This window comes from Dietzia sp. UBA5065 (assembly GCA_002415925.1).
Lineage (GTDB): Bacteria > Actinomycetota > Actinomycetes > Mycobacteriales > Mycobacteriaceae > Dietzia.
In genome coordinates this window covers 1-3497 of sequence record DIAZ01000148.1, presented here as the reverse complement: position 1 = coordinate 3497, position 3497 = coordinate 1, and the positions used below count along the sequence as shown (strand labels likewise).

The 3497-nt window shown below is 69.0% G+C and carries 4 protein-coding genes and 1 pseudogene; 2 read left to right on the top strand and 3 right to left on the bottom strand.

Features of this window, described 5'->3' with window-relative positions; all coding sequences use genetic code 11:
* On the top strand, window positions 1-237 hold a 237-nt coding region (locus B4M60_RS12220), incomplete at its 5' end, for a DUF732 domain-containing protein (protein WP_291084300.1).
* A 27-nt stretch (window positions 238-264) separates the two neighbouring features.
* Here B4M60_RS12220 and B4M60_RS12215 read toward each other — a convergent pair.
* The 3 genes from B4M60_RS12215 to glnA form a co-directional block, all read right to left on the bottom strand.
* Window positions 265-1074 carry a DUF1206 domain-containing protein gene (locus B4M60_RS12215; protein ID WP_291084297.1) on the bottom strand — a complete coding sequence of 270 codons (810 nt, stop codon included), beginning with the start codon at window positions 1072-1074 and terminating at the stop codon, window positions 265-267.
* A gap of 29 nt (window positions 1075-1103) precedes the next feature.
* Window positions 1104-1514, bottom strand: a complete 411-nt coding sequence (locus B4M60_RS12210; protein WP_291084294.1) for a hypothetical protein — start codon at window positions 1512-1514, stop codon at window positions 1104-1106.
* A 113-nt stretch (window positions 1515-1627) separates the two neighbouring features.
* A complete protein-coding gene (gene glnA / locus B4M60_RS12205) occupies window positions 1628-3064 on the bottom strand; it encodes a type I glutamate--ammonia ligase (RefSeq protein WP_291084291.1) in 1437 nt (478 codons plus the stop codon).
* A 218-nt stretch (window positions 3065-3282) separates the two neighbouring features.
* On the opposite strand from glnA, the pseudogene B4M60_RS12200 reads away from it, so the two are divergent.
* A pseudogene (locus B4M60_RS12200) lies at window positions 3283-3497 on the top strand (RDD family protein); the annotation flags it as partial.

The window sequence follows — 3497 nt, the reverse complement described above, 5'->3', positions numbered from 1 at the left end:
CCCGGGGGCGGCGACTTCGCGGCCCTGCTGCAGCGGCAGGACGTCGTCCTGCCGGCCGGCGTGGACCCGGTGGCCACCGCCGCCGAGGCGTGCGGCCGCTTCGACCGTGGGGAACAGATGGACCAGGTCTCCGGATGGCTCGGTGAGTACGGCCGATTGGGTATAGAGCAGCAGGGGTTCTTCCTCGGCGCCGCCGTGGGGACCTACTGCCCGGGCAACTTCCCCAAACTCGGCTGAGCGGCGCGTCCGGAGGACGCCCCCGCCTCACATCCGGGCGTACCTGGCCCGGCCGAATGAGTAGACGCCGTAGAGGCCGATGCCGATGCCGGTGGCCACGAGCAGCACCTGCCCGAAGGGTTGTTCGCCGACCGTCCGCAACGCCGCGTCCAGCCCGCCGGCCTTCTCGGGGTCGGCGGTCACCACCGCCGCCACGATGAGGCCGCCGAGGATCACCAGGGCGACGCCCTTGGCCGTGTAGCCCAACTGCCCGGACACCACGAGGGCCCGCCCCACGTTGGCGCCTCCGGTCCGCTCGAGGTCCTCGACGAACTTCTTCGCCGCGCCCTTGTAGACGTGGTACCCGCCGACACCGATCACCGTCAGCCCGGCCACGACGAGGGCGGCTCTGCCCGGCCCCGACCCGAGCAGCCCGGCGGTGGCATCCGAGGCGGTCTCGGAGTCCGAGCTCGAACCCCCCGACGCGAACCGGGCCGTGGTGACCCCCAGCGCCAGGTAGACGACGGCCTTGGCGCCCGCCTTCACGCGGTCGGACGTTTCCTCCGGTCCGAGGACCACCTCCACGGCCTGCCACACGCCCAGCGCGACGAAGGCCGCCGCGCCCACCCAGAGCAGGATCTGCCCGCCCGGTGCCGCGGCGATCTCGGCCAGGGCGCCCGAGTTGGAGGCCTCGCCCCCGCCGGACCCGAGCGCGATCCGGATGGCGATCCACCCGATGAGGAGGTGGACGATGCCGTTCATGACGAACCCGGCGCGGGCGAGCCACTCGAGGGCGGGATGATCCACCGCGGTCCGGGCGGCGCCGGCAACCGAGCGCGGACGGTGAGATGAGGTCATGCCGTGAACTCTCCCACGACTTCGCCTCATTACCAGTCGATCTCGCCCAGGACCTCGTTGCGCCGACGGAGTTCGGCCACGCGGTGCTCGGCGGCGCGGTGCTCCTCCGAGCGGCGCCGGACCTGCTCGGCGAGCGCGTCCGCCTCGACCTCCGCCAGGAGCAGTTGGAGGCGGTCCTTCTGCTCGCGCAGCGTCTCCACCGACGTGTCCATGGCGATGAGTTTGCGCGAGCCGGCGGTGGCGTGGAGGAAGGGGTTCCGTTCGAGGATCAACCGCGCCTCCTCGGGGTCGACGACCCGGGACAGTTTGAGTAGGACCGGGTAGCCCTCTCCCTCCCGCGTGGGCCCCGGTTCGTGCTCCGGGTCCAACGCGGCGGCGACCACCTTGAGAGGTCTCGCCCGCGGGGAGGAACTCCGGAAGTCGACATCCTCCGCGTCCATCAGCGTCCAGCCCCTTCCTCTCTCCCGCCTGGTGGAGTGCAGGTCGTGGCCCAACCATAAACGCCCCGGCCGCAGTGGCCGGGGCGTTTACCGAGTCTCAGGGACGTGCCGGCTCAGCAGTCGTAGTAGAGCTCGAACTCGTGCGGGTGCGGGCGCAGGTTGACCGGGGCGATCTCCTTCTCGCGCTTGTACGCGATCCAGTTCTCGATGAGGTCCTCGGTGAACACGCCACCCGCGGTGAGGTACTCGTGGTCGGCCTCGAGCCGGTCGATCACGGCGGGCAGTGAGGTGGGGGCCTGCGGGATGTCGGCGGCCTCCTCCGGCGGGAGCTCGTAGAGGTCCTTGTCGACCGGCGCGAGCGGCTCGATCTTGTTCTTCACGCCGTCCAGACCCGCCATCATCATCGCCGCGAACGCGAAGTACGGGTTTCCGGAGGAGTCGGGGCAGCGGAACTCGATGCGCTTGGCCTTGGGGTTGTTGCCGGTGATCGGGATGCGGACGCAGGCCGAGCGGTTGCGCTGCGAGTAGACGAGGTTGATCGGCGCCTCGTAGCCCGGGACCAGCCGGTGGTACGAGTTGATCGTCGGGTTGGTGAACGCCAGCAGGGACGGCGCGTGGTGCAGGATGCCGCCGATGTAGTAGCGGGCGATGTCCGACAGCCCAGCGTAACCCGACTCGTCGTGGAACAGCGGCTTGCCGTCCTTCCACAGCGACTGGTGGGCGTGCATGCCCGACCCGTTGTCTCCGAAGAGGGGCTTGGGCATGAACGTGGCGGACTTGCCGTTCTTCCACGCGGTGTTCTTGACGATGTACTTGAACAGCTGGACGTCGTCCGCGGCGTGGAGCAGGGTGTTGAACTTGTAGTTGATCTCCTGCTGGCCGCCGGTGCCCACCTCGTGGTGGAGGCGCTCGAGCTCGAAACCGGCGTTGGTCATGTGGGTGGAGATCTCGTCCCGCAGGTCCACGTAGTGGTCGTAGGGGGCCACCGGGAAGTACCCGCCCTTCGGGCGGACCTTGTAGCCCAGGTTGGCCGAGCCGTCGGCCTCGGACTCGGCGCCGGTGTTCCAGTGGCCGGAGATCGAGTCGACCTCGTAGAAGCCGTGGTTGGTGCCGGAGCCGTATCGGACCGAGTCGAAGACGAAGAACTCGGCCTCGGCGCCGAAGAAGCAGGTGTCGGCGATGCCGGTGGAGATCAGGTACTCCTCCGCCTTGCGCGCGACGTTGCGCGGGTCGCGGCTGTACGCCTCACGGGTGAAGGGGTCGTGGACGAAGCAGCTGATGTTGAGCGTCTTGGCCTTGCGGAAGGGGTCGGGGCGCGCCGTGGTGACATCCGGCAGCAGCATCATGTCCGACTCGTGGATCGACTGGAACCCGCGGATGGACGAGCCGTCGAACGCCAGGCCGTCCTCGAACAGGTCCTCGTTGAACGCGGCGGCGGCGATCGAGAAGTGCTGCTCGTTGCCCGGCATGTCGGTGAACCGGATGTCGACGTACTCGACGCCCTCGTCCTTGATGTACTTGATGACCTCGTCGGGAGTGGAGAATGCCACGTGTCGCTCCTCGTCTCTCAGTGCGACGGGCGACCGGTGCCTCCCGTCGTGCGGTGACCTCACGATATGGGCGAGGTGTTGCCCGGCCGTCAACCGAGTGTTTCGGCGGTGTTACGCAACGGGCCGGGGGGTGTCCCTCCCAATGTGGCCAGCTTAGTCGCCCGGTGCGGGGTACCGCTGACATGGGGATTAAGTCGGTCACGGCTACCCTGGACGGCATGCGCGACGTAACGGGATCATGGCTTTCCGGTCCGACCTCGACCGGGGACGGTCCGGAGCAGACGTTCAAGGGGCAGCGTCTGGGGCTGCCCGAATCGGGGGAGGGTTCCCTCGCGCCGCTCGGGGTCCGCTTCGGCGCCCTCCTCGTGGACTGGTTCCTCGCCTACGGTCTCATCGGCCTTCTCGTCGCGATCGGGGGCCCGGGCCTGTTGGG

Excerpts from the sequence above, each read along its gene's own strand:
- B4M60_RS12215 (WP_291084297.1), bottom strand. The coding sequence starts at position 1,074 with ATGACCTCATCTCACCGTCCGCGCTCGGTTGCCGGCGCCGCCCGGACC.
- B4M60_RS12210 (WP_291084294.1), bottom strand. The coding sequence starts at position 1,514 with ATGGACGCGGAGGATGTCGACTTCCGGAGTTCCTCCCCGCGGGCGAGA.